Source organism: Pseudomonas sp. 22085 (genome assembly GCF_052045815.1).
GTDB classification, from domain to species: Bacteria; Pseudomonadota; Gammaproteobacteria; order Pseudomonadales; family Pseudomonadaceae; genus Aquipseudomonas; species Aquipseudomonas glycinae.
Genome location: NZ_JBQEQA010000017.1, coordinates 98,634 through 120,024 on the forward strand (window position 1 = coordinate 98,634; position 21,391 = coordinate 120,024).

25 protein-coding genes are annotated in these 21,391 nt (G+C 62.1%); 9 read left to right on the top strand and 16 right to left on the bottom strand.

All coding sequences use genetic code 11. From position 1 onward, the window contains the following. Nucleotides 1-2: 2 nt before the first annotated feature. The gene (locus ACTJK7_RS20960; RefSeq protein ID WP_440780157.1) at nt 3-674 is read right to left on the bottom strand and encodes a hypothetical protein; all 672 of its coding nucleotides are present in this window, start codon (nt 672-674) and stop codon (nt 3-5) included. 304 nt (nt 675-978) lie between these two features. Between ACTJK7_RS20960 and ACTJK7_RS20965 the strand changes: the two genes are divergently transcribed. The 5 genes from ACTJK7_RS20965 (at nt 979) to ACTJK7_RS20985 (ending at nt 5,435) form a co-directional block, all read left to right on the top strand. After that, complete coding sequence (locus tag ACTJK7_RS20965) at nt 979-1,659, top strand: response regulator (RefSeq protein WP_064378569.1); 681 nt, start codon at nt 979-981, stop codon at nt 1,657-1,659. Next, a complete protein-coding gene (locus tag ACTJK7_RS20970; protein ID WP_108562881.1) occupies nt 1,659-2,981 on the top strand; it encodes an ATP-binding protein in 1,323 nt (440 codons plus the stop codon). Before ACTJK7_RS20965 ends, ACTJK7_RS20970 begins: the two co-directional genes overlap by 1 nt. Nucleotides 2,982-3,087: 106 nt before the next feature. Further along, nucleotides 3,088-3,573: a GNAT family N-acetyltransferase gene (locus tag ACTJK7_RS20975; protein ID WP_108562880.1), complete on the top strand. Its 486-nt coding sequence runs from the start codon at nt 3,088-3,090 to the stop codon at nt 3,571-3,573. Between the two features lie 142 nt (nt 3,574-3,715). After that, nucleotides 3,716-5,128, top strand: a complete 1,413-nt coding sequence (locus ACTJK7_RS20980; RefSeq protein WP_108562879.1) for an aspartate aminotransferase family protein — start codon at nt 3,716-3,718, stop codon at nt 5,126-5,128. A gap of 82 nt (nt 5,129-5,210) precedes the next feature. Continuing rightward, entirely contained in the window at nt 5,211-5,435 is a 225-nt protein-coding gene (locus tag ACTJK7_RS20985; RefSeq protein WP_011335246.1) for an MbtH family protein, read from the top strand. A gap of 210 nt (nt 5,436-5,645) precedes the next feature. Here the strand turns inward: ACTJK7_RS20985 and ACTJK7_RS20990 are convergent, their stop codons facing one another. The 11 genes from ACTJK7_RS20990 to soxR all read right to left on the bottom strand — a co-directional run bounded on the left by ACTJK7_RS20990 (nt 5,646) and on the right by soxR (nt 14,120). Beyond that, a complete protein-coding gene (locus ACTJK7_RS20990) occupies nt 5,646-6,545 on the bottom strand; it encodes a metal ABC transporter substrate-binding protein (RefSeq protein WP_440780156.1) in 900 nt (299 codons plus the stop codon). Then, nucleotides 6,546-7,445 (bottom strand): metal ABC transporter permease, encoded by a 900-nt coding sequence (locus ACTJK7_RS20995; protein WP_085655116.1) that lies wholly within the window; start codon nt 7,443-7,445, stop codon nt 6,546-6,548. It lies immediately after the preceding gene. Beyond that, the gene (locus ACTJK7_RS21000; protein ID WP_064378562.1) at nt 7,445-8,188 is read right to left on the bottom strand and encodes a metal ABC transporter ATP-binding protein; all 744 of its coding nucleotides are present in this window, start codon (nt 8,186-8,188) and stop codon (nt 7,445-7,447) included. The genes ACTJK7_RS20995 and ACTJK7_RS21000 overlap by 1 nt, the downstream gene beginning before the upstream one ends. Then, entirely contained in the window at nt 8,185-9,114 is a 930-nt protein-coding gene (locus tag ACTJK7_RS21005) for a metal ABC transporter substrate-binding protein (RefSeq protein WP_064378561.1), read from the bottom strand. Before ACTJK7_RS21005 ends, ACTJK7_RS21000 begins: the two co-directional genes overlap by 4 nt. Before the next feature lie 35 nt (nt 9,115-9,149). Beyond that, nucleotides 9,150-9,716 carry a DUF6162 family protein gene (locus ACTJK7_RS21010; RefSeq protein WP_064378560.1) on the bottom strand — a complete coding sequence of 189 codons (567 nt, stop codon included), beginning with the start codon at nt 9,714-9,716 and terminating at the stop codon, nt 9,150-9,152. Continuing rightward, entirely contained in the window at nt 9,713-10,045 is a 333-nt protein-coding gene (locus tag ACTJK7_RS21015) for a hypothetical protein (RefSeq protein ID WP_064378559.1), read from the bottom strand. Before ACTJK7_RS21015 ends, ACTJK7_RS21010 begins: the two co-directional genes overlap by 4 nt. Continuing rightward, nucleotides 10,042-10,584, bottom strand: coding sequence for a thiamine pyrophosphate-binding protein (locus ACTJK7_RS21020; RefSeq protein ID WP_085655110.1), 543 nt, complete (start codon nt 10,582-10,584; stop codon nt 10,042-10,044). The genes ACTJK7_RS21015 and ACTJK7_RS21020 overlap by 4 nt, the downstream gene beginning before the upstream one ends. Further along, nucleotides 10,581-11,780, bottom strand: coding sequence for a PepSY-associated TM helix domain-containing protein (locus ACTJK7_RS21025; RefSeq protein WP_108562877.1), 1,200 nt, complete (start codon nt 11,778-11,780; stop codon nt 10,581-10,583). The genes ACTJK7_RS21020 and ACTJK7_RS21025 overlap by 4 nt, the downstream gene beginning before the upstream one ends. Nucleotides 11,781-12,032: 252 nt before the next feature. Continuing rightward, entirely contained in the window at nt 12,033-12,908 is an 876-nt protein-coding gene (locus ACTJK7_RS21030) for an alpha/beta fold hydrolase (protein WP_108562876.1), read from the bottom strand. A gap of 141 nt (nt 12,909-13,049) precedes the next feature. After that, nucleotides 13,050-13,508 carry a VOC family protein gene (locus tag ACTJK7_RS21035; RefSeq protein WP_074687912.1) on the bottom strand — a complete coding sequence of 153 codons (459 nt, stop codon included), beginning with the start codon at nt 13,506-13,508 and terminating at the stop codon, nt 13,050-13,052. Between the two features lie 153 nt (nt 13,509-13,661). Then, a complete protein-coding gene (gene soxR / locus ACTJK7_RS21040) occupies nt 13,662-14,120 on the bottom strand; it encodes a redox-sensitive transcriptional activator SoxR (protein ID WP_440780154.1) in 459 nt (152 codons plus the stop codon). Between the two features lie 90 nt (nt 14,121-14,210). Here soxR and ACTJK7_RS21045 point away from each other — a divergent pair, with 90 nt between their 5' ends. Continuing rightward, complete coding sequence (locus ACTJK7_RS21045; RefSeq protein ID WP_011335234.1) at nt 14,211-14,576, top strand: antibiotic biosynthesis monooxygenase; 366 nt, start codon at nt 14,211-14,213, stop codon at nt 14,574-14,576. Here ACTJK7_RS21045 and ACTJK7_RS21050 read toward each other — a convergent pair. Genes ACTJK7_RS21050 through msuE form a run of 4 tightly spaced genes read right to left on the bottom strand, consistent with a single transcriptional unit; the run spans nt 14,573 to nt 18,617 of the window. After that, a complete protein-coding gene (locus tag ACTJK7_RS21050) occupies nt 14,573-15,676 on the bottom strand; it encodes a sigma-54 interaction domain-containing protein (protein WP_236191423.1) in 1,104 nt (367 codons plus the stop codon). The two genes, ACTJK7_RS21045 and ACTJK7_RS21050, sit on opposite strands and share 4 nt — an antisense overlap. A 23-nt stretch (nt 15,677-15,699) precedes the next feature. Continuing rightward, complete coding sequence (locus tag ACTJK7_RS21055; protein WP_011335232.1) at nt 15,700-16,887, bottom strand: acyl-CoA dehydrogenase family protein; 1,188 nt, start codon at nt 16,885-16,887, stop codon at nt 15,700-15,702. A 10-nt stretch (nt 16,888-16,897) separates the two neighbouring features. Then, nucleotides 16,898-18,043: an FMNH2-dependent alkanesulfonate monooxygenase gene (gene ssuD / locus ACTJK7_RS21060; RefSeq protein ID WP_108562874.1), complete on the bottom strand. Its 1,146-nt coding sequence runs from the start codon at nt 18,041-18,043 to the stop codon at nt 16,898-16,900. Nucleotides 18,044-18,053: 10 nt separating this feature from the next. Beyond that, nucleotides 18,054-18,617, bottom strand: coding sequence for an FMN reductase (gene msuE, locus ACTJK7_RS21065; protein ID WP_108562873.1), 564 nt, complete (start codon nt 18,615-18,617; stop codon nt 18,054-18,056). A gap of 388 nt (nt 18,618-19,005) precedes the next feature. Between msuE and ACTJK7_RS21070 the strand changes: the two genes are divergently transcribed. The 3 genes from ACTJK7_RS21070 (at nt 19,006) to ACTJK7_RS21080 (ending at nt 21,364) form a co-directional block, all read left to right on the top strand. Then, entirely contained in the window at nt 19,006-19,275 is a 270-nt protein-coding gene (locus ACTJK7_RS21070; RefSeq protein ID WP_011335229.1) for a hypothetical protein, read from the top strand. A gap of 101 nt (nt 19,276-19,376) precedes the next feature. Beyond that, entirely contained in the window at nt 19,377-19,991 is a 615-nt protein-coding gene (locus ACTJK7_RS21075) for a LysE family translocator (RefSeq protein ID WP_085655096.1), read from the top strand. Between the two features lie 206 nt (nt 19,992-20,197). Further along, the gene (locus ACTJK7_RS21080; protein WP_108562872.1) at nt 20,198-21,364 is read left to right on the top strand and encodes an aminotransferase class V-fold PLP-dependent enzyme; all 1,167 of its coding nucleotides are present in this window, start codon (nt 20,198-20,200) and stop codon (nt 21,362-21,364) included. Nucleotides 21,365-21,391: the final 27 nt, after the last annotated feature.

Below are 21,391 nucleotides of genomic sequence, written 5' to 3' on the forward strand. Positions count from 1 at the left end.
AGTCAGAGCCCCCGGGTTAATCCGGCGAATCTGCCATTGATATTGTGCGCATCTCCTTCGACTCGGCCTTTTTGCATGTTGTAAATCACGAATTGCTCATTAGCCAGGAAGATGTACCAGAGGTTATCGCTGAAAGTGGGGTCGATTTGCGCAGCGGTAATAAGACGATGTTTATACGGTTCAAGTCCAGGTAGTACTGAATTGGGTTGGTGGTTTATTTTTTGCGTTACAGTATCGAATGTCAGATGAGTGCCATCATTCAACAGGAAGCGAAACAGGTACTTGTGCCCGATTGCTTCCAGCCAGGTGCCGGCAACAATTCTGTCGAAGTACGGCAGGATAGGGGTCCAGAGAGAATTGGCGAGATTGTAAAAGGCATCAGCCTTGTCAGTGTCCTGGTTATAGGCGCAAACCCATGGACGATTGCCGTTGTAAAAGAACAACCAGCTAATGTCCTTGTCGCCCGCCTGTGTTTGTGTAAATCCGAAGCGCAGGTGCTTGGCATAGGCATCGAACCCTTCCCAGTTGCCCTTGATCGGTTTTGGATAATCATTCAGTACTTTTTCGTCGCCATTGTCATAGCGGGAGAAGATATCAGCATCTTTGAAGAAAAAATAAATCCGGTCAGCACCGGAGCGCCAGTCGATAGCGACAAAGTTATTGAGTTTGGACATTGGGTTTTCCTTTGATAAGTAGTGGTTATTATTCGGTTGTACCGGCTTTGTATCTTTTGCGCTTTGAGATTACCGTGGTGAATAACTTTTTCGCACTGGGTTTGTGATTGCTGTTTGTGTCAGTTGGAACTTGTTGAGTTGTTGTTTGTTAAGTTTTTAGTTGCCGTTGCGGCAGTCGGCTTTGATAAGAAACTCGCCCGTGGGCGTAGCCATCGGGATCGTGCTTTTCCTTGGCGCGGGCAGTGTCCATAATTGCCGCTTAATCCTCTGCTGCTTGAATCGCGTTTTTTCTCATGGAGCTCCCATGCACGTACTGGTTTGCGAAGACGACGAGTTGATCGCCAGCGGGATTGTTGCCGGGCTGACAGCGCAAGGCCTGACCGTCGAGCACGTCAACACGGCCTCCAAGGCGCGGGCGATTCTCAAGGTCGCCGAATTTGACGTGATGGTGCTCGATCTCGGCCTGCCGGACGAAGATGGCCTCAAGTTGCTGCAACAACTGCGTCAGCAAGGGCTGGAGATTCCGGTGCTGATCCTTACTGCGCGGGATTCGGTCACGGATCGGGTCGACGGCTTGCAGTCCGGCGCCGACGACTACCTGCTCAAACCGTTCGACCTGCGCGAACTGTTCGCCCGTCTGCAAACCCTGTTGCGCCGGGTGGCCGGGCGCAGCGTCAATCTGATCGAACATGGCGCACTGACCTACGACCCGAGCAGTCGCGAAACCACGCTGGCGGGCCGTCCGGTGGATCTGTCCCGTCGCGAACAATCCCTGTTGCAAGCCTTGCTGCACAACCGTGGCCGGGTGCTGTCCACCGAGCAGTTGAAGGACAGCGTCTACGGTTTCAACGATGAACTGGAGAGCAATGCGCTCAACGTGCACATCCATCACCTGCGCAGCAAACTGGGCAAGGGCATCGTCGAAACCGTGCGCGGTCTGGGTTATCGCCTGGGCCCGGCCGATGGCGGAGAAACCGACAAGTGATGAGTCTGCGCCTGCGCCTGAGCCTGACTCTCGGCGCTGCGTTTGCGCTGATCTGGGCCCTGGCGGCCGCCTGGATGCTCAGCGACCTGCGCAACCAGATGATGTTTTCCCTCGACCAGCGCCTGGTGGCGTCGGCGCGGATGGTCGCCGGCTTGCTGGAACAATTGCCGGCCATTCCGAGCAAAGGCGAGGGTACGCATTTCAGCGCCGAGCAACTGAACATTCCCGGCGGCATGGCGTGTCAGGTCAGCTCGCTGCGCGGAGAAATCCTCGCTCGCAGCCACAATAATCCGGAACAGGCACTGGAAGCGCAGAAAATGGGTTTCCACGATCAGATGATCGATGGCGCGCCTTGGCGCAGCTTCACCCTGGCTCGGGGCGATGTGCGAATTACCACCGCCGACCGGGTGATCGAGCGCGAAGCCCTGAACATGTCGATCCTGCTGGCGGCCTCGGTGCCGGTGGGCGTGGCGTTGCTCGGCTGCCTGTGCCTGTTGTGGCTGGGGATCGGCCAGGGCTTGGCACCGCTCAACCGCTTGCGTGAAGCCTTGATGCGTCGCAACGCGGATTCGCTCGAACCTTTGCAGTTGCAGTCATTCCCCAGTGAACTGAAACCGCTGCTCGAAACCCAGAATCAGCTGTTCCAGCGCATCGGCAGGACCATCGAGCGCGAACGTCGCCTGACCGGTGATGCCGCCCATGAATTGCGCAGCCCGCTGACCGCGATCAAGACCCACCTGCAAGTGGCGCGCATGACCGAAGGCAGCGCTCGCGATCAGTCCCTGGCCCGGGCCGAGGAGGGCGCCGACCGCCTGCACCGGACCCTTGAGCAATTGCTGTTGCTGGCCCGGGTCGAAGGCAGTCTGTCGTTCGACGACGGCGTGCAGTGCAGCGCCGAGCAGGTGGCGAAACTGGCGATTCAGGACTCGGCCAGCGACCAGCGCCAGCGGATCAGGCTTCACCTGCCGGAACACTTGTCCGCTGCGCCCCTGCAAATGCCGGCGGTCCTGTCGATCGCGGCGCTGCGCAACCTGCTGGATAACGCTTTGCGTCACACGCCGACGGACGGCGCGGTGGACCTGAGCCTGGAGACCACCGCCAATCGCGTGCGTTTCGTGGTACGTGATCACGGCCCGGGCATTGCCCCGGACGATCTGCAGCATCTGACCCAACGGTTCTGGCGCAACGGCCAGAGCACCGGGTGTGGACTGGGGCTGGCGATTGTCCAGGCCATCGTTCAGCGCTGCGCCTGCACCTTGCATTTCGACAGCCGCCCGGATGGTTTGCGGGTCGAGCTGACCATGCCGCTGCAACCGGTCTGACTTGATGCCGGGCACATCAAATGTAACCTCTCTCCATTAGTCATCCGTCGGCCGCGACGTTATTGTCGGCCAGCCTTTGACTCAATGGATTGAGGGAAACAGCGCCATGGAAGCACCCATCCACATCTGTCCCGCCACAGTCGCCGACGCCGGCATCATCAGCCGGATTCTCGAACGCTCGATCCGCGTCGGTTGCGCGCTCGATCATCGCAACGATCCACAACTGGTCGACCACTGGGTTCGCCGACAATCGGCGGAACACATCAGCGGATGGCTCGCTGATCCGCATCTCTATCTGAATATCGCGCTTCTTTACGATAAGCCGGTCGGCGTCGGCATGGCCGCAGCCAATGGCGAGGTCACCTTCTGTCATGTGCAGCCGGAGTGGTTTCGTCGCGGTGCGGGGCGCGCACTGATGGGCGATCTCGAGGGTTGGCTGCGGATTCGTGGCCAGCCTTGCGTCACGCTCGCCAGCACGCGAACCGGCGAGGCGTTCTACCGGCGCCTGGGGTATCGCGAAGCAGCATCTGCTTTCACGCATCACGGCGTTTTGAGCCTGCCGATGCACAAGCCGCTGGGGTTGTCGGCCTGACATTCGATCAAGGGTGTAAATCCTCGACACGCTGGTGCGTTTCCAGAACAGGAAAACCAGCATGTGCGCTCCGCGACCGGAACGCGCACCTGCCCGGTGTGCAGTTTTGGTCACTATCCATAGCGTATTGAGGGGTCGAGAGATGTCAGTCGCCACCAGCCTTATCGAAGAGTCGTCGGCCCGGATCGCCTCCGCGCCGGCAGAAACGCTGTATCAATTCAATGAGTCGCCGTTGCTGGCCCGCCAGAGCCAGCAGGAATCCAATGCCCGCAGCTACCCGCGCCGGATTCCCCTGGCGCTGAAGCGCGCCAAAGGCCTGTACGTCGAAGACGTCGAGGGCCGCACCTTCATCGATTGTCTGGCAGGTGCCGGCACCTTGGCGCTGGGGCATAACCACCCGGTGGTGATCGAGGCGATCCAGCAGGTGCTGGCCGATGAACTGCCGCTGCACACCCTGGACCTGACCACGCCGGTGAAAGACCAGTTCGTGCAGGACCTGTTCGGCCTGTTGCCGCCTGCATTGGCCAAGGAAGCGAAAATCCAGTTCTGCGGCCCGACCGGCACCGACGCCGTGGAAGCCGCGCTGAAACTGGTGCGCACCGCCACCGGGCGCAGCACCGTGCTGTCGTTCTCCGGCGGTTACCACGGCATGAGCCAGGGCGCCTTGAGCCTGATGGGCAGCCTGGGCCCGAAAAAGCCGCTGGGTGCGCTGCTCAGCAACGGCGTGCAATTCATGCCGTTCCCGTACGACTACCGTTGCCCGTTCGGCCTCGGTGGCGCGGCGGGTGTGAAGGCTAATCTGAGCTACCTGGAAAACCTGCTCAATGATCCCGAGGCTGGTGTGCAATTGCCGGCAGCGGTGATCGTCGAAGCGGTGCAAGGCGAGGGCGGTGTGATCCCGGCTGACGTCGAGTGGCTGCGCGGTCTGCGCCGCATCACCGAAAAGGCCGGCGTGGCGCTGATCATCGATGAGATCCAGAGCGGCTTCGCCCGCACCGGCAAGATGTTTGCCTTCGAACACGCCGGCATTACCCCGGACGTGGTGGTGCTGTCCAAAGCCATCGGCGGCAGCCTGCCGCTGGCGGTGGTGGTGTATCGCGAATGGCTCGACACCTGGCAGCCGGGTGCCCATGCCGGTACGTTCCGCGGCAACCAGATGGCGATGGCCGCCGGCTCTGCCGTGATGCGTTACCTGGTCGAGCACAAGGTCTGCGAACACGCCGCCGCCATGGGTGAACGTCTGAGCGAGCACCTGCACATCCTGCAGCGTGACTTCCCGCAACTGGGCGACATTCGCGGTCGTGGCCTGATGCTCGGTGTCGAGTTGGTTGATCCGAACGGCACGCCGGATGCACTGGGCCATCCACCTGCGTTTGCGCGCCTGGCGCCGCTGGTTCAGCGCGAATGCCTCAAGCGCGGGCTGATTCTGGAGCTGGGCGGGCGCCATGGTGCGGTGGTGCGGTTCCTGCCGCCGCTGGTGATCACCGCCGCCGAAATCGACCGCGTCGCCGAGATCTTCGGCCGTGCACTCAGCGCGGCGACCGCAGCCCTGTAAATTTTTCGCCGCGTCGAACGTTCTTTCTACATACCCGGCTGCACCGTCGTGCAGCCCACCCTTACAGCGATGGAGACACAGCATGACGTCAGTATTCGACCGCGAGGACATCCTCTTTCAAGTCGTGGTCAACCACGAAGAGCAGTACTCGATCTGGCCGGACTACAAGGCTATCCCGGAAGGCTGGCGCACCGTGGGCAAGAGTGGCCTGAAGAAGGAATGCCTGGCCTACATCGAAGAAGTCTGGACCGACATGCGCCCGCTGAGCCTGCGTCAGAAGATGGAAGCGCAAGCGGCTGCCCAGTAAGCCTTCAGCCAAAAAGAAACCCGCTGGACTGGAAACAGTCAGCGGGTTTTTTCATGTCAGGGATTTTTGTTGCCTGTGATGATCGTTCCCACGCTCTGCGTGGGAATGCCTCATTGGACGCTCCGCGTCCGCTTCGCAAGGGACGCGGAGCGTCCCGGGCTGCATTCCCACGCGGAGCGTGGGAACGATCAACGGGGGGGGCAACTGGCCTTAGGCGCCGCTCAGGCCCTTGAGCAGCACATCCACATTGCCTTCCAGCTCTGCCACCGGATCCGCCGCGTCGGTGCTCAGCACCAGCAGATGACTGCCCGATTCGGCAATCGCCGCTTTCACCGCGTCCGACGGCTGCCGATGGTGCAGCACCACCGCCACGTCATTGTCCTTGAGCGTTGCGGTCAACTTCTTCAGGTCTTCCGGCGTCCATTCGGCATCCGGTCGCGGATCCTGTCCGATCAACTCCAGATTCAGGCTACCGATCAGGTAACCGAAGTGATCGCTCAGGCTCATTACGCTCAGGTTGTCGGTACTGGCCAGGCGCGCCTCGCTGTCGGCACTGAGTTTCAGCAGGCGCTGCTTCAGTGCTGCCAGATTGGCCTCGATTTTCGGTTTGTCCTTCGGTGCCAGACGCACCAGATCTGCCGCCACCACGTCAGCCATACGCCCCATGTTGTTGCTCGCCAGCCACGGCTGGCTGTTCAGGCCGTCGACCTTGAGCCCCGGTTGCACGGCGATGCCGGGCAGGGCACCGTCCACCGGGCGGGCAGCGTCGACTTCGACGATGCGGATGTTGCTGCGGCGGGCGATCGGGTACAGCGGATCATCGGCCCACAGCGAGCGCACGCCGATCACCGCATCGGCGCCGGTGGCCAGTTTGCTCAGCGCCGGGGCGCCGCGACCGGTGAAGTAGGCTGTCTGGCGGCTGCCCGGCAGATTCGCCGGCGCCGCGCGCTCGAGGCTGATGTCGGTGCCCTTGAGCAGGACTTCGCCCAGACCATAAGTGATCGGCAGCGAGGCCAGCACCCGCAACGGTTTCTCGGCAGCCAGCAGAGGGCTCGAAACCGCGCCGGTGAGGGCGATGGCCAGGGTCAGTTGTCGCAATGAAAAAGCCATTTATCCAAGGTTCCCTTTCAGACTGGGGACGACGCCCCGGGCAATCGCGGCGAGGGCGAAGGCGATACCGGCGACCAGAATGATCGCGGCGCCGGACGGAATCGGCAGGTCGAACACGATCGGCGCAAGAATCCCGCACAGGGTACTGACCGTGGCGATCAGCACCGAGCACCAGAAAAAGCCCTTGAGCGACTGGCTGAGCAGGCGCGCAGCCGCCGCTGGAATCACCAGCAGCGCACCGACCAGAATCGCGCCAATGACTTTCACGGCGGCGACGGTGATCAGCGTCACCAGAATCACGAACAGGTAATCCAGGGTTTTCACCGCGACGCCGCGCACCGCCGCCAGTTGCGGGTTGAAGCTGGCCAGCATGATCCGGTTGTACAACGGCAGGGCCAGCGCCATGACCAGTGAGCCGACAATCGCCAGCACCAGCAGGTCATTGCCGTTGACCGTCAGCACCGAGCCGAACAGCACGTTTTCCAGAATGTGCACGTTTATCTTGCCCGCCAGAATCAGCAGCAGACTGGCACCCAGGGCGAGGGACACCGACAGGAATACGCCAATCAATGTGTCCGGAGCCAGGCCGGTACGGTTGCGCAAGTAGTTGAGCAGAATGCCGAACAGCAGGCAGTAGCCGAACAGGCTGCCGTACGGCCCGGTGTAGGGCTCGCCGAGCAGAATGCCGATGGCCACGCCGGTCAGTGCCGCGTGACCCACCGCCTCGGAGAAAAACGCGAAGCGCTTGACCACCACCAGCGTGCCGAGGCCACCGAGCACCGGGCCGATCAGCAGGCCGGCAAGCAGCGCATTGACCACAAAACCGTAGGCCAGGGCTTCCGGCAGGTAACCGGAGGCGGCCCAGCCCTGCACCATCAAACGAAAGGCTTCGTAACTCATCAGGCAGCGCTCCGTGGATGGGTCGAGAACAGGGTCAGCAAACGTTCCGGGGTCAGGGCCTGTTGCGGCGAGGCGTCGAACAGCACCCGGCGGTTGAGGCCGGTGACGCGATTGGCCAGACGCCCGACTGCTTCCAGATCGTGCTCGATCCACAGCACGGTGATGCCCGCCGCACGCCAGTCGCCCAGCAGGCGTTCAAAGACCTGAATCCCGGCTTCGTCGAGGGCCGACATCGGTTCGTCCAGCACCAGCAGTTGCGGTGCCGGAATCAGGCCCTGGGCGAGCAATACCCGCTGGCGTTCACCACCGGACAGCGCGCCCATCCGCCGCTTGCGTTTGTCCTGCATGCCGACCCGCTCCAGCGCATCACCGATAGCGCCGGCGTAGCGTTTGCTCAGACCGAGAAAGGCCGGGCGGCGCTGGCACATGGCGGCCATGAAATCATCGACGGTCATCGGCAGGCCCCGATCAAACTCCAGCGCCTGCGGCACGTAGCCGATGGTGCCGGGCTCGCCTGGCCATTGCAGACTGAGCCGGCCCTGATGCGGCATCTGCCCGAGCAGGGTCTTGATCAGCGAACTCTTGCCACCGCCGTTGGGGCCGACCAGCGCATGCACGCTGCCGGGCTGCACCTGGAATGTGACCTTGTCCAGAATCGTCGTGCGGCCGAGGGTCAGGCTGACGTCAGCGAAATCCAGGGTCGGGCCGCTGCTGGCTATCGACAGGTTTTCCTGAGCTGTCATGCGCCGGACTCCTGAATCGCCCGAACCACGGTGTTGAGGTTGCCGGTCATTTCCTTTTCGTATTTGTCGGCGGTGTATTCCCCGTAGGAAATGTGCGACAGCGGGTACAGCTTCACACCGGATTCGCGCTGAATGGTGTCGACGTAGGTGGAGGGGAAATCCATCTCGGAGAAGATCACTTTCACGTCCAGTTCCCGCAGTTGATCGATGGTTTTCTTCAACTGGCTCGGGCTCGGCTCGATGCCGTGGGCCGGCTCGACCACGGCGGTGACTTCCAGACCGAACTCGCGCAGCAGGTAGTCATAAGCGGCGTGCACCGTGGCAACCCGCAGTTCGGCGTTCGGCGCCTGGGTCAGTTTGGCCAGGGCGTCGGCGCGCATCTGCCGCAGGCGTTTGCCGTAGGCGCGGGCGTTTTGGGTGTAGGCCTTGGCGTTTTCCGGGTCGAGCTTGCCCAGCTCCCGGGCGATGTTGTTGACCTGGGCAATCGAGGCGCTGATCGACAGGAACGTGTGCGGGTTCACCACCTTGCCGGCACCGCGCGCGGCCACCCCGGTGGCGGCCAGCAACGGCACGTTTTCGTTGGCTTCGATGGTCTTGATCTTCGGCGTTTCGCTGGCGGCGATCATGCGGTCGGCGAAGTCGTCATGGCCGACCCCGTTGAGCACGATCACGTCCAGCCCGCTGATGCGCTTGATGTCTTCGGCGCGCGGCTCGTAGGCGTGCGGGTTGAAGCCGGCGGGAATCAGCGGCACGACTTCGGCCTTGTCGCCGACGATGTTCGCCACATAGCTGTAATACGGATGAAGGGTGATGCCGATGCGCAGGCGCTTGGCCTGATCGGCGCTGGCCAGCGGGCTCAGCAGCCAGGCGCAGAGGCCGATCAGTAGCAGGCGCAGGAAAGGACGGCGTTGAGATGAACTAGGCATGGGCAAGCGGTCTTCTCTCGAATGAAGGCGAGGGTTCAATGACGATGTTCGCGGGTCACCCCGGCATCGAATTGCGCGACGATCTGTTTCCATCCGGCAGCGGTCAGCGCTGCGTCGGACAGGTCTGCCGGCGCCTGCAGGTCGCTGGCGCGGTTGAGCCAGATGTCCGGCGCGGCGTCGTTCAGGCGCATCAGAAACGAGCCGGCCACGGCGGGTGCCTGGCTGTGGCCGAAGTAGGCGGCATTGGCCAGCAATTGCCAGACATGGCCGCCACGGCTCACAGAGCTGGCGTCCTGGGCGAACGGTGCGAAACCTTCATCCGCCAGGTTCTGCGGGGTCGGCAGCGCTTGCTGTTCCTCGCGCAGCAGGCGGATCTCGTCGAGGGTTACCCGCAAGTCGGCATAGATGCCTTGCTCGCTGGCGCCGAGATCGCGACGGGCATCGAGCTGATGGCTGGAAACCGGCTCCGGTTCGTGGGAGACGCCGCGCCATGCGACTACCGATCCGGCGACCGCGAGGATCAGCAGGCACATCAGCAGCACGTTGAGGGTTTCATGCCCGGCACCGGCCGGGCGTACAACCTGGGTGGTCGGTGGGATCATGGGGCTTCGATATCCGCTTGGTCGATTTCGACCACGTGGCCGGGGCCGGCGTCGAACAGCACGTAGAATTCGGCGCCGGGTTTCTTGAAGGTCAGGGTCGAATCGGCGCCGAGCTTGCCCGGCACCAGGATGGTTTCGTCGTAGCCGATCACATCGAGGGTTACCCCCGGTGCGCCGCTGCCGTCGGAGAAGCCGCCGGTGCATTTGATCTGCTCGGCGTCGATGGCCTTGCACTCGCACATCGGATTGTGGGCCAGGGCGCTGGTACTGAAACCGGCACACAGTGCCAGCCATGCGGCGCTCATGCCAAGGCGGAAAGGACGGCTCATGGTTTGGCTCCTTGTTTGTTCAGCCAGGCCACCGTGGCGGGGGAAGCCTGGCTCAGTGGAATCGAGGCTTGATGCATGCTGCCGTCCCAGCCTTCCATGGTGATCCACAGTTCGGCGTCGGCTTTGGTTCTTTCCGGCACCGGCAACTGAATGCCCATGCGGTATGGCGTGCCGAAGAAGATCGAACCGGCGGCTCGCAGGCTGCGCGGCTTGCCGATGCGCAGGTAAGTGGCCTTGACCGGCTCGATACAGGCCTCGCACAGCGCGGCATTAAAACCTTTCAGATAGCCTGCCGGGCCGTCGGAACGCGGGGCCTCGTCACGCAATTCGGCCAGACGCAGACTCCATGGCCCGACCTGGATTTCGCCGATCTCGCGCTCGCCCAGGCCGCTGTCGCCACGGAACAGCGCAGCGTCGGCAAAGTATTTGGGCATGAAGCCCAAGGGGATCAGCAGCAATAGCACATTGATGTGGAAGCGCCATTTGTGCCAGATCACGCTCAGCCGTGAAGGCTGAGCCACGCTAGTGGACTTGCTCACAGGTTGGCCTCCGACGTTTCACCGCGCAGGGCCGGTTGCGCCTGCACGCGCTGTTTCTTGTGCTCGCGCTTGAGGGCGTTGGCGGTGGCCAGCGCGGTGCGCTTGGTCCAGATCAGCAGGCCGCTGAGGACCATCATGCTCAGCAGCAGGCCGAAGAAGAACCAGATCAGCTTGATCCACAGACCGCCGAAATCACCGGTGTGCAGCGGACGCATGGATTCGGTGACGAACTCCAGTGACGTGCGATCGGACAACAGCCGCGAGGCCGCCACGTCACCGCTGTACGGATTGAGCGTGGCGGTCTGGTACATCAGCGGATACCAGCCGCGACCGCCGATATCCAGGTGCGCGTAGGCATTGCCCGGCAGGCTGATGAAGCTGGCTTCCAGGCCGGGGATTTTTGTCTGGGCGATTTCGATGGCGCGGTCCAGGCTGATACGCGGCGGTGGCGAACCGTCGCTCGACAATGGCACGGCTTCGCGGGACATGGCCGGAATGATCGGCTCGCTGGAAATGGAAATCTGGTTGTCCGACAGCAGCGCCTGGATCAGGAACCAGGTGCCGGTGACCGAAATCACCGCGATGAACCATATCGACCAGATGCCGCTCAAGCGGTGGAAGTCGCCCCAGAAGATCCGCGCGCCATGATTGAAGCGCAGGGTCGGGCGGAAAAAGCCTTTCCAGAAGCGCTTGTACACCACCAGCCCGGTCACCAGCGAGGCCAGCATCGGCAGGCCGAGGAACGACACCAGATACCACCCCCAGCTGAAACCGTTGGTGAACGGCACCAGCCACCAGCCATGGAGTGCGCGGGTGAACGCCTTGAAGTTGAAGTTTGGCGCCGTGCCCTGGATCACCCCGGTGTAGGGGTTGACGTAGACCGTCAGCGAACGGCCGTCGGGATAGCTGACCTCGACGTCGAGGGCAAAGTGCGACTCATCCGGGCGGTTGATGCTCTGCACCAGGGTCTGAGGTTCGGCTTTCTTGATTTCGGCGAGGATCTGGTCGTAACTCAGGCGCGGTGCATCGTCCGACGGTGCGCTGGCGCGCATCTGCGGGTTGGCCAGCCAGACGATTTCCTGGCTGACCACCGCCAGGGTGCCGGTGACGCAGACGATCAGCACGAAAAACCAGATCGGCAACGCCAGCCAGCTGTGTACCAGGAACCACAGTTTCGAGCGGGACTTCTTCGACATGATGACGGGTCTTGATTCAGTGAGAGGGAGCGGTACTACGGGCTTCGCAGCACGGGTTCCCCTGAAAGGCCGGTCGTGGCTTTTGCCTACGCGACCGGCCCGCATCTCTATAAGACGGATGACCGAAGCAAATCCCGATAAACGATATGAAAGTAAATGTTTCGCGATTGCAGGTTGCTGTCGCGTGGGCGAATTTCTCCGGGGCAGGCGAAGCAGTCCGACGGCGCATGCCGCCGGATTGGAGGAGGGGAATCAGCGGAGAAAGTCGAGTGCTTCGGTCAGTAACAATTCGGGCACTTCTTCGGCGAGGTAATGCCCGGCAGGCAAAGCCTTGCCCCGTACGTCGGTGGCAACCTGTTGCCATTCCCTCAGCGGATCGAAGCAGCGACCGACGGTGCCCTCGGCGCCCCACAGCACCAGCAACGGCAGGGTCAGGTGACGGTCGGCCGCGAGATCGGCGCGATCATGTTCCAGGTCGATGCCGGCACTGGCGCGGTAATCCTCGCAGATCCCCCGAGCACTGCCGGGACGTTCCAGGCAACGCCGGTATTCGCTGAATGCCTCGTCGGTAAAGGGCGCGAGCCCGGCGCTGCGACTGCCCATGACGCTGCGCAGATAGCCTTCAGGGTCGGCTTCGATCAGGGTTTCCGGCAGCGGTGCCGGACGAATCAGGAAAAACCAGTGCCAATAGGCCCGGGCAAAGGCTTCGTTGGTCTGGCTGTACATCGCCAGCGTCGGCGCGATGTCGAGCAGGACCATGCGCTGCACGACGGCGGGATGATCGAGCGCCAGACGATGGGCGACTCGCGCGCCACGGTCGTGGGCAAGGATCGAGAACTGCTCGAAGCCCAACGCGTTCATCAATTCCACGCCGTCGCGGGCCATCTCGCGCTTGGAATAGTTGAGGTGAGCTTCATCCGCCGGCGGACGACTGCTGTCGCCGTAACCACGCAGGTCGGCAGCGACCACAGTGAAGTGTTCGGCCAGTTGCCCGGCGATCTTGTGCCAGATGACGTGGGTCTGCGGGTGCCCGTGCAACAGTAGCAGGCCCGGGCCGCTGCCTTTGATGCGGTAGGTGATGTCCACACCGTTGACGTGGCGCTGGTCTTTGACGAATCCGGCAAACATCGGGTGATCCTTTATTCAGGCGCGTGGCCTGCATCCTGAAATCACCGGGCATTAATGACAAGACGTGAAGCGTGGTTCGACGGTTCATGAATCGTGTTCGCCCATCCCCGCGCGCTGCGCGGGAATGGACACTCGGCGTTGTTAACCCTGCTGGAACATCTCTTTCGCCCGCTGCTCGATCTGTGCCTGGGTCAGGTCCTCCTTGCGCGTGGCGAGGAACCACAGATGCCCGTATGGATCTTTCAATGTCCCGCTACGGTCGCCGTAGAACTGATCCTTGACCTCGGACACCGAGGTCGCGCCAGCCTCCAGCGCACGCTGAAAGGATTTGTCGACATCGGTCACGTACAGATGCAAACCGACCGACACTGCTTTGTCCGGATTGCTCAAAGGCCCTTGATCGCATGGCGAGCCGAGCATGATCGCACTGTCGCCGATGCGCAGTTCGGCGTGGCCGATGCCGCCGTCGGGCATGCTCAGGCGCATGACTTCGGTGGCACCGAATGCTTTTTTATAGAAATCGATGGCTTCGGCAGCTTTGTGAATGCCGAGGTACGGGGTAATGCTGTGATACCCCTCGGGAATGGGTTTGACGCTCATGGCGGTACTCCCTGTTATTTGTTGCCTGGTTTTTATTAGCGGTTGAAGGTGTGCCTTCGCCGGGGTTGCCGGTCGCTCAACTATAGATCCGTGCCGCCGCCATGGCCGAACAGCCGACGAGCAGCCCTCGCGACGCCGGAGCGGAGCGAGTCCTCAGTCGGGAACGTCGAGAAAGTGCGCTCCCGGCCCTCGCTCGCCCAGCATGTCGCCCTGATTGCGCAGCGGGCAGGCCTCCATCGACAGACACCCACAACCGATGCAACCGGTCAGCCGGTCGCGCAGCAGCAGCAACTGATTGATCCGCTCGTCCAGCTCTCGCCGCCACTGCTCCGACAGCACCTTCCAGTCCGCTGCCGTTGGTGCGCGGTTGTCCGGTAGCTGTTTCAACGCCTCGCCGATTTCCGCCAGTGGAATGCCCAGGCGTTGCGCCACTTTGATCAACGCGACCCGCCGCAGCACTTCCCGTGGATAACGCCGCTGGTTGCCGGCATTGCGCTGGCTTTTGATCAAGCCTTTCGATTCATAGAAATGTAGGGCGGTGACCGCCACGCCGCTGCGGGCCGCGACTTCGCCCACGGTCAATTGTTTGTGCACATTTTGCGCAGTGATCATCTGCAAATTGCCCCTTGACCTCTAGTTAACTCGAGGTTTTACCCTGCAGGCCTTCGAATCGCAAGATTCGCCTGACCGAGTGGGGATCTCATGCAAGCACCAGCGAAAAACCGCAGCTTTACCCAATTGATCGAATTTGAAATCGAACCCGGCCAGCAACCGGCGCTGGTGTCGGCGCTGGCGCTGCAGACCGAACGTCTGGCCCAGCGTTACTCAGGCTTCGTCAGCGCGAGCGTCCAGGCCAGCGACGATGGCCGGCGAGTGTTGAGCTTTCTGCAATGGCAGTCCCGCGAGGCGGGGGAGGCGGCGTTTCAGAGTTTCGAAACCGGCGAGCAGGATTTCTGGCAACTGATCCGCACCCACCAGGCGCGCACCGTGACCTTCGGTTCATTCCAGGTGCTGAGCAGCATCGCTCGCAGTCACGACGATGGCTTGCATTGCCAACTGGTCGGCTAGATCGACAGCTGGATCAAGCGCTCGCCTTGCAGGTTTTCCGTGGGCCGGCGCTTGTTCACTGCCAGTTCGCCGATCTTGATCAGCCGCGTGCGGGTGACGTTGCGACTCAGGCCGAGCAGGGACGCGGTGTGCACCTGGTTGTAATGGCAGAAGCGATAAGCCGCGCGCAGCAACGCGTCTTCGACCTTCTCATGCAGGGCGCCGGCCTGTTGCTCGAAGAGTTTCTGGAAGGCGCGTTCCAGCAGCGCTTCCGGTGAGTCGTCGGCGGTCGCGTGCTGATCGTCGGGCCGGTCGATGCGCAGGTTCGACAGGCGCAGATCGTCGCGTTCGATCACGCCGTTACGGCAGATCAGCAGCGTGTGGTGGATGACGTTTTCCAGTTCGCGGATGTTGCCCGGCCAACTGTAGCCGCGCAGTTTGTGTTCGGCGCCGGGACTGATGGTGACGCGCCCGTAACCCAGGCGCTGACTGTAGGCCTCGATGAAATGCCGGGTCAGTGGCAGGATGTCGCCGGGCCGATCACGCAATGGGCTCAGCTCCAGATTGACCACGTTCAGCCGGTAATACAGATCCTCGCGGAAATGCCCGGCGTTGATGGCTTTCTCCAGTTGTACGTTGGTCGCCGCCAGCACCCGCACATCGATGGGAATGCTCTTGCGCGAACCCAGGCGCACCACTTCGCGCTCCTGTAACACCCGCAGCAATTTGACCTGAATGGCCATCGGCAGATCGCCGATCTCATCGAGGAACAAGGTGCCACCATCCGCCTCTTCAAACCATCCGGCCTTGGCGCTGAGGGCGCCGGTGAAGGCGCCTTTTTCATGGCCGAACAGTTCGGCTTCCACCAGCGATTCGGAAAACGCCCCGCAGTTGACCGCGATGAACGGCCGGTTACGCCGGTTGCTCAGGTTATGGATATGCCGCGCCACCAACTCCTTGCCGGTGCCGGTTTCGCCGATGATCAGCACGCTGGCTTCGCTCGGTGCGACCTGTTGCAGATGCGCGAGCAGGGCCTGGGATTTCGGGTCTTCGAAGACCTGAGCGGTGGCGCGGATTGAGGTGGCCAGGGCGGGTGAGGGCGGCAGGGTCAGCAGTTGCATGGGTCTCGCTCCACGAAAGGAAATCAGGAATAGAACGTCGGCACCGGCAGGGACTGGTTCAGCGCCCAGTCGCCCAGCTCGTGGAGTTTGTAATCCAGCGGGTCGTGCAGGGTTTGCGTGCGCAGGTTGCGCCAGTGTCGGTCGAGGCGCAGCGAGGCGTGGGTCGAACGGGCGCCGGTGACTTCGAACAATCGGCTGCAAATCTCCAGGCCCTGTCGGCTGGCGGCGACCTTGGCCGTGGCAATCGCCGTGGCCAGATGACCGCGTTCTTCGGCGCTGAGGTTCGGGCCTTTGGCCCAGGCCTCGTCGAGCAACGCAGCGGCGCGTTCCACCAGCAGACGGATGCCTTCGAGAGCGACCCAGAACTCGCCGTAATGGGCCAGCACATAAGGATCTTCACGCACCTCGCGCACCGAGGATTTGTGCCAGACACGGGTTTCGCTGAGGGTGTATTGCCGCGCTTCTTCGAAGGCGCCTTCGGCGATGCCCAGGAACATGTGGGTGAACGTCAGTTGCGCGATCAACGGGCGCAAGCAGGCGAACGGTGTGCTCAGCGGCCCCGGATCCAGCAGCAGTTCCGATTCTTCGACCCGCACCCGTTCGAACGTGGCGCTGCCGCTGTCGGTCTGGCGCTGGCCGATGTTGTTCCAGTCGTTGTGCAGGGTGATGCCGCTGCGCCCGCTCGGGATCGCCGCGATCAGCAATTTGCCGCCGTTGCTTTCGTCCACCGCCGAGGCGATCAGCATCTGCGAATCGCTGGCGCCGGAGCAGAAGCTCTTCTTGCCGGAAAACTCGCGCCAGCCACCGAGGTCCTTGACCACGGTGCGGGTGTCCAGCGGATTGAGCGCGTTGCCCCAGAACCAGTTCTGCCGCGCGGTCTGTTCGAACCACGGCTGCCATTGTTCCGGGCGGGAAAACAGGCGCACGGTGGCGAGCATCAAATGATGAAAACCGAAGACGTGGGCGATCGAGCTGTCGACCTTGGCGAATTCGCGCACGACTTGCAGGGTTTCGCTCCAGCGCGCGCCGAGGCCGCCGTAACGGGTGGGAATGCTCAGGGCCAGCAGACCGCTGTCGCGCAGGGCGTCGCGTTCGGCTTTCGGCGTGCCGCCACGCTCGTCGCGCTCGACGGCGGTCAGGGCAAATTCGGCGGCCAATTGGCGGGCGGTCTGCAACGGGGAAAGCAGGGTGCTTTGCGGTTTGGCAGTCACTCGGTCTTCCTCAGGCGTTGGCTTTGGCGGGCAGAACATCATTGGCGATCATTTCGCCAAACGGCCCGGTGAGGTTGGTGACGCCGCGTCCGGCCAGGCTCGCGTACGGTTCGGGCAACAGCGGGAAGACCAGTTCGGCAAAGCGGTAGGCTTCTTCGAGATGCGGATAACCGGAGAAGATGAAGCTCTCGATGCCCAGATCCGCGTATTCCTTGATTCGCGCCGCCACTTGCTGCGGATCGCCGACCAATGCAGTGCCGGCACCACCCCGCACCAGTCCGACGCCGGCCCACAGGTTGGGGGCGATTTCCAAATTGTCGCGGCGACCGTCATGCAGGGCGGCCATGCGCCGCTGGCCTTCGGAGTCGAAACGGGAAAAGGATTTCTGCGCAGCCTCGATGGTTTCGTCGCTGATGTGCTCGATCAGTTTGTCGGCGGCTTTCCAGGCTTCTTCGGCGGTCTCGCGCACGATCACGTGCAGGCGAATGCCGAATTTCACCTTGCGCCCGTGACGGGCGGCGCGTTCGCGCACGTCGGCGAGTTTCTCGGCGACGGCGGCCGGTGGTTCGCCCCACGTCAGGTACACGTCGACCTGCTCGGCGGCCAGATCGTGAGCTGCGTCGGAGGAACCACCGAAATACAGTGGCGGGTAGGGTTTCTGCACCGGTGGATACAGGGCTTTGGCGTTCTGTACCTTCAGGTGTTTGCCTTCGAAATCCACCGCTTCGCCTTGCAACACGCGGCGCCAGATCTTGAGGAATTCGTCGGTGACTTCGTAGCGTTCGCTGTGGCTGAGGAAACTGCCGTCGCCACGGTTTTCGTCCGGGTCGCCGCCGGTCACGACGTTGATCAGCAAGCGGCCGTTGGACAGACGATCGAGGGTCGCGGCCATGCGCGCCGAGACGGTCGGCGAGATGATCCCCGGACGGATCGCCACCAGATAACGCAGGCGTTCGGTCAGCGGCACCAGCGCCGAGGCGATCACCCACGAATCCTCGCAGGAACGCCCGGTGGGAATCAGCACGCCGTGGTAGCCGAGGCTGTCCGCAGCTTGCGCCACCTGTTTCAGGTAATTGAGGGTAACCGGGCGCGCGCCTTGGGTGGTGCCCAGAAAGTGACCGTCGCCGTGGGTCGGCAGGAACCAGAAAACATCCATGAACAGCTCCTCAGGCGATTTTCAGCAACGGTTTGAGGTGAGCACCGAACAGCGGCGCGGCGCGTTCGGCGGCCAGACGGATGCGCGCCTTGAGCGGTTCGCTGGTGATCTGGTAGTCGGCGAAATCGGCTTCGGTGGCATACACGCCGATCGGCAGTGTCACGGCCTGGAAGAAGCTGAACAGCGGGCGCAACTGGTGATCGAGGACCAGCGCATGGCGTTCGCTGCCACCGGTGGCGGCGAGCAGCACAGGGGTGTCGATCAATGCATTCAGATCAATCAGGTCGAATAGGTGTTTGAGCAAACCCGGATAGGAGCCGCGATACACCGGTGCCGCGACGATCAGCAGATCAGCCTGTTCGATGGCCTGCAGCTCGGCTTCGATCTCGGCCGGCAACTCCTGGCGGGACAGTGCGGCGCCAAGCGGGCGGGCGATGTCACCGAGCTCGATCAAATGGCTCTCGATCGGCAAGTGCCCGGACAATTCGGCCAGCAGGGCCTGGGTCAGCACCAGGGTGCGGGACGGACGCCAGGTTCCGCCGGACAGGGCGACGACTTTCAGTGGACGCGACATGGTCAGTTCCTTTTTCAACAGTTGCTCGGTGAGCAGTGAGTAGTCACCGGGTCAGAGCAAGCGCTGTACCAATTCCTGTAAGGCCCGTATTCCGTGGCTTCGAGCGTTGTCGACGGCTGTTCTCGTGTGACTTTCAGGCCGGTTTGTTGAACTGCTGTTGCCTGGGAAACAGTTGCTGGAGCAACAGTGCCGAACGCGATGAAGGATTTATAAAGGCTGACTGTTATTCCGCAAAAGACTGTTAATTGATATTGATAGGTCTTTTGAGAATATGAGAGCGATTCCTGCCCGAATTCTGATAGCCACTATTGAGAGCGTTGATTTCTGCCAAAGCGTGCCCGGGCGTAGCCTTTCTCCATCGACCCACACTGCTCGCCAGGACGCTCCCATGAATCGTTTACTGACTGTTTCGCTGATGCTCGCTGTCTCCGTTCTCGCCGGTTGCGCGAGCCACGTTTCCCCGGAACTGCGTCCTTACACGGCGGAAGAAACCCGCGAACTGGCGCTTGAATCGCTGAACCGTCGCGGTCTGTCCTTCGAGGAATACCACGCGAAAAAAGCCGAATTGCTCGGCCAGCCACAGAAGACATTCGGTTTCGATACCAAGGGTGAAATGAGCGCGGAACGGGCCGTACAGCTGCACGGTCGTCCAAGCTGATTGAGAACTGTACTGCTCGAAGTTTTGCCCAACTGTCCGTGGGTTTGCGCGGCGCCGTGGGATAGGGTCAACACCTGAATGACCCTGACGGACTGCCTGCCATGACCCTCTCGCTCGACCTGTTGCTGGGCTTTGCCCTGTTTGCCCTTGTCACCTCGATCACACCGGGGCCGAACAACACCATGTTGTTGGCATCGGGCGTGAACTTCGGCTTTAACCGCACCATCCCTCATATGCTCGGCATTACTTGCGGCTTCTTCGTGCTGGTGGTGGCGGTGGGTTTTGGCCTGGGCGCGGTATTCCAGACTTATCCGCTGCTTTATACGGTCCTGCGTTATGTGGGGGCGGCGTACTTGCTGTACCTGGCGTGGAAAATCGCTCATTCCGGCCCGGTCGGTGATAGCGAGCAGGGCGAAGCGAAGCCGATCAGCTATCTCGGCGCGGCCGCTTTTCAGTGGGTCAATCCCAAGGCGTGGATCATGGCCATCGGCGCCATCAGCACCTACACGCCGATGCAGGGTTACTTCACCAATGTAATCGTGATTGCGGCGGTGTTCGCCATCATCAATCTGCCGAGCGTCGGTGTCTGGGCGGCGTGCGGGACTCTGTTGCGCAACGTGCTCAAGGATCGCCGCTGGTTGCGGGTGTTCAACTGGGGCATGGCGGCGCTGCTGGTGATTTCGCTGTATCCGTTACTCCTTGAAAGCTTTGGCTGACGCAGTGCTACAACCGCCGGCCCGATGCCTGTTAAAGTCGCGTTCAGGAGCGTTCCTACGCACTTTTAAATGAAGTTGTTCTTCTTTAACGGCCTCCGATCAGGTATTGATGACGCTCTCGAACCCGGACGCAGCTCACAAGGCTGCGTCGTGCCGTTTGCAGACACGAGCATCCTGATCCCGGAACACGCTCTGCGAGTCTTTTTATGAACACACGTCCGCTGTATTTCGATTACGCCGCCACCACCCCGGTGGACGAGCGGGTCATCCAGGTGATGATCGAGTGTCTGGGTTTCAACGGTAATTTCGGCAACCCGGCCTCCAGCTCCCACGCCTTTGGTCAGCAGGCCCGGCAAACGGTCGAGAACGCTCGCCGGCAAGTCGCCGAACTGGTTGGCGCCCAGGCGCAACAGATCGTCTGGACCTCCGGCGCCACCGAATCCAACAACCTTGCACTGAAAGGCGTGGCCCAGGCCCGTGGTGTGTCCGGCGGGCACATCATCACCAGTCAGATCGAACACAAGGCCATCCTCGACACCGCCCGGCAATTGCAGGACGCCGGTGTCGCCGTGACCTATCTGGTGCCGGACGCCGAAGGCCTGATCACTGCGCAAGCGGTCAGCGAAGCGATGCGTGATGACACCTTTCTGGTGTCGCTGATGCTGGTCAACAACGAACTCGGCACCGTCAACGACATCCCGGCCATCGGCGAAGTGGTGCGTGGGCGTGGGGCGTTGTTCCATGTCGATGCGGCGCAAGGCGCCGGCAAGGTCGCGATCGATCTGGCGCAATGGCCGGTGGATCTCATGTCGTTCTCGGCGCACAAGCTCTACGGCCCAAAAGGCATCGGCGCGCTGTATGTCGGCCCGCGTGCGCAGCAGCGCTTGCAGGCGCAGATTCATGGCGGTGGCCACGAGGGCGGCTTGCGCTCCGGTACGTTGGCGACTCATCAGATCGCTGCCATGGGCTCGGCGTTTGCCCTGGCCGCCGAGGCTTTCGATGACGAGAAGAAAACCATCGTCGCGTTGCGCGAGCGACTGCTCGAACAACTCTTGAGCCTGCCCGGCGTGCGCCTCAACGGCAGCAGCACCCAACGTATCCCGCACACCTTGAGCCTGACCTTCAGCGAAGGCGAGTTCAACCCGGCGGCGCTGAGCCATTCGATCGCGTTTTCCGCGACCTCGGCCTGCAATTCCGCCAGCAATACACCGTCCCACGTTTTGCTGGCATTGGGGCACGACGCGCACCTGGCCGGCCGCACGATTCGCCTGAGCCTCGGCCGTTTCACCACCGCCGAAGACATCGACAAGGCTGTAGAACTGATCAAGACCGCCTGCGCCAGTGCTCCGGCATTCTGGGCGACAGGACTTTAACCAGCCGACCTGACGGCTACGAACAAT

What these genes read in the sequence shown, in the direction of transcription:
- ACTJK7_RS21045 (WP_011335234.1), top strand. Translation starts at nt 14,211, where the DNA reads ATGCAAGCACCAGCGAAAAACCGCAGCTTTACCCAATTGATCGAATTT.
- ACTJK7_RS21025 (WP_108562877.1), bottom strand. Translation starts at nt 11,780, where the DNA reads ATGTCGAAGAAGTCCCGCTCGAAACTGTGGTTCCTGGTACACAGCTGG.
- ACTJK7_RS20960 (WP_440780157.1), bottom strand. Translation starts at nt 674, where the DNA reads ATGTCCAAACTCAATAACTTTGTCGCTATCGACTGGCGCTCCGGTGCT.
- ACTJK7_RS21050 (WP_236191423.1), bottom strand. Translation starts at nt 15,676, where the DNA reads ATGCAACTGCTGACCCTGCCGCCCTCACCCGCCCTGGCCACCTCAATC.
- ACTJK7_RS20985 (WP_011335246.1), top strand. Translation starts at nt 5,211, where the DNA reads ATGACGTCAGTATTCGACCGCGAGGACATCCTCTTTCAAGTCGTGGTC.
- ACTJK7_RS21035 (WP_074687912.1), bottom strand. Translation starts at nt 13,508, where the DNA reads ATGAGCGTCAAACCCATTCCCGAGGGGTATCACAGCATTACCCCGTAC.
- ACTJK7_RS21000 (WP_064378562.1), bottom strand. Translation starts at nt 8,188, where the DNA reads ATGACAGCTCAGGAAAACCTGTCGATAGCCAGCAGCGGCCCGACCCTG.
- ACTJK7_RS21030 (WP_108562876.1), bottom strand. Translation starts at nt 12,908, where the DNA reads ATGTTTGCCGGATTCGTCAAAGACCAGCGCCACGTCAACGGTGTGGAC.
- ACTJK7_RS20970 (WP_108562881.1), top strand. Translation starts at nt 1,659, where the DNA reads ATGAGTCTGCGCCTGCGCCTGAGCCTGACTCTCGGCGCTGCGTTTGCG.
- ACTJK7_RS21005 (WP_064378561.1), bottom strand. Translation starts at nt 9,114, where the DNA reads ATGCCTAGTTCATCTCAACGCCGTCCTTTCCTGCGCCTGCTACTGATC.
- ACTJK7_RS20965 (WP_064378569.1), top strand. Translation starts at nt 979, where the DNA reads ATGCACGTACTGGTTTGCGAAGACGACGAGTTGATCGCCAGCGGGATT.
- ACTJK7_RS20975 (WP_108562880.1), top strand. Translation starts at nt 3,088, where the DNA reads ATGGAAGCACCCATCCACATCTGTCCCGCCACAGTCGCCGACGCCGGC.
- ACTJK7_RS21075 (WP_085655096.1), top strand. Translation starts at nt 19,377, where the DNA reads ATGACCCTCTCGCTCGACCTGTTGCTGGGCTTTGCCCTGTTTGCCCTT.
- msuE (WP_108562873.1), bottom strand. Translation starts at nt 18,617, where the DNA reads ATGTCGCGTCCACTGAAAGTCGTCGCCCTGTCCGGCGGAACCTGGCGT.
- ACTJK7_RS20995 (WP_085655116.1), bottom strand. Translation starts at nt 7,445, where the DNA reads ATGAGTTACGAAGCCTTTCGTTTGATGGTGCAGGGCTGGGCCGCCTCC.
- ACTJK7_RS21080 (WP_108562872.1), top strand. Translation starts at nt 20,198, where the DNA reads ATGAACACACGTCCGCTGTATTTCGATTACGCCGCCACCACCCCGGTG.
- ACTJK7_RS21015 (WP_064378559.1), bottom strand. Translation starts at nt 10,045, where the DNA reads ATGAGCCGTCCTTTCCGCCTTGGCATGAGCGCCGCATGGCTGGCACTG.
- ACTJK7_RS20980 (WP_108562879.1), top strand. Translation starts at nt 3,716, where the DNA reads ATGTCAGTCGCCACCAGCCTTATCGAAGAGTCGTCGGCCCGGATCGCC.
- ACTJK7_RS21070 (WP_011335229.1), top strand. Translation starts at nt 19,006, where the DNA reads ATGAATCGTTTACTGACTGTTTCGCTGATGCTCGCTGTCTCCGTTCTC.
- soxR (WP_440780154.1), bottom strand. Translation starts at nt 14,120, where the DNA reads ATGATCACTGCGCAAAATGTGCACAAACAATTGACCGTGGGCGAAGTC.
- ssuD (WP_108562874.1), bottom strand. Translation starts at nt 18,043, where the DNA reads ATGGATGTTTTCTGGTTCCTGCCGACCCACGGCGACGGTCACTTTCTG.
- ACTJK7_RS20990 (WP_440780156.1), bottom strand. Translation starts at nt 6,545, where the DNA reads ATGGCTTTTTCATTGCGACAACTGACCCTGGCCATCGCCCTCACCGGC.
- ACTJK7_RS21010 (WP_064378560.1), bottom strand. Translation starts at nt 9,716, where the DNA reads ATGATCCCACCGACCACCCAGGTTGTACGCCCGGCCGGTGCCGGGCAT.